This is a genomic window from Sulfuricurvum sp. RIFOXYD12_FULL_44_77 (assembly GCF_001830725.1).
In the GTDB taxonomy this organism is placed as follows: Bacteria; Campylobacterota; Campylobacteria; order Campylobacterales; family Sulfurimonadaceae; genus Sulfuricurvum; species Sulfuricurvum kujiense_A.
Map to the genome: position 1 here is coordinate 1 of NZ_MIBU01000202.1, position 1,094 is coordinate 1,094.

Annotated in this window: 1 protein-coding gene and 1 pseudogene; both read right to left on the minus strand. The window is 39.6% G+C overall.

The genetic code is table 11. The features are described from left to right. Positions 1-91: 91 nt before the first annotated feature. Positions 92-745, minus strand: a complete 654-nt coding sequence (locus A2517_RS07525; RefSeq protein WP_294895689.1) for a type II secretion system protein — start codon at positions 743-745, stop codon at positions 92-94. A 111-nt stretch (positions 746-856) separates the two neighbouring features. Next, positions 857-1,094: pseudogene (locus A2517_RS07530) on the minus strand (ATP citrate synthase); the annotation flags it as partial.

Sequence of the window (1,094 nt, forward strand, 5' to 3'; positions counted from 1 at the left end):
AGCGTTTGTGGACGGGAATTATAGGGGAAATAATATAAAATGTCAAGAAGAAAATGAAAGAATTTTAATGAATTTAAAAAGCATTCACTCTTTAGGGAATTATTGTTGTTACATATCCTGTTTCAGGGCTAATAATAATTCTTGCAATACGTCCGTCTGAACCAGTCAATGATATATTCATATCAGTTGTAAGAAGAAAATTACGCCAATTGGCATTAGGATTGGGATCAGCGTCACGGTATGGTTTCCCCATGTTATCAAATGCAACTCGACGTAATGTACTTCCATTCACATTGGTTCCACCAGCAAAGGCAACATTCGTAATTCCAAAGTTTCTTGTCAAATTAATTATTTTGCCATCATCAACGGTGTTGTCAAGCGTTCCATTCCCCAAACTTTCACCGGTTAGCGGGTCTGTTGCTTCTTCTTCTTCCGTAGAATTGCCGTTATACGCAGCTCTATCTGAAAACACTTCATAAAACCACTCATTTTGCCCTCCATTGTTGACATCACTGACTTGACGTACCCATAAAACCCACATTTCGGAATACCACTGGGCATGATTTGGATCAAATCTGTCATCAACCATTGCTAAATGTTGCGCATGACGAATATGACTAGCCAATTGTTCTGTCCCTTCCGCTAACCCATCACGGTTAAAATTCGGCATAGCAAGAACAGCTAAAATGCCTATTACTATAATAACAAAGACAAGTTCTAGAAGTGTAAAAGCAAAACGTTTCATACTGAAACCTTTAGAAAACAAAATTCATTAAAAAACGATTATAACAAAAAAAGAGGAAAGGAGAGAAAAGAAGAAGCTGGATTCCCGCCTTCGCGGGAATGACAGGAAGGTTTAGATTTCGTCTGCGAGTTCAACGCTGTAGAGGATATCGTCTGTCGGGTGACGATACATCGGCATACCGAGACGTTTTTCATCCAAAATATGACCGATAAATCCAATAGAGCGCCCGACAACGAAGAAGGCATTTAATGCACCTGCTTCGATGAAGCCGTCAATCTCTTCTTCAGAATATCCAAGGGCACGCCACATATCAACCATTAAGATACCGATAGTACCGTCAACATTCAAG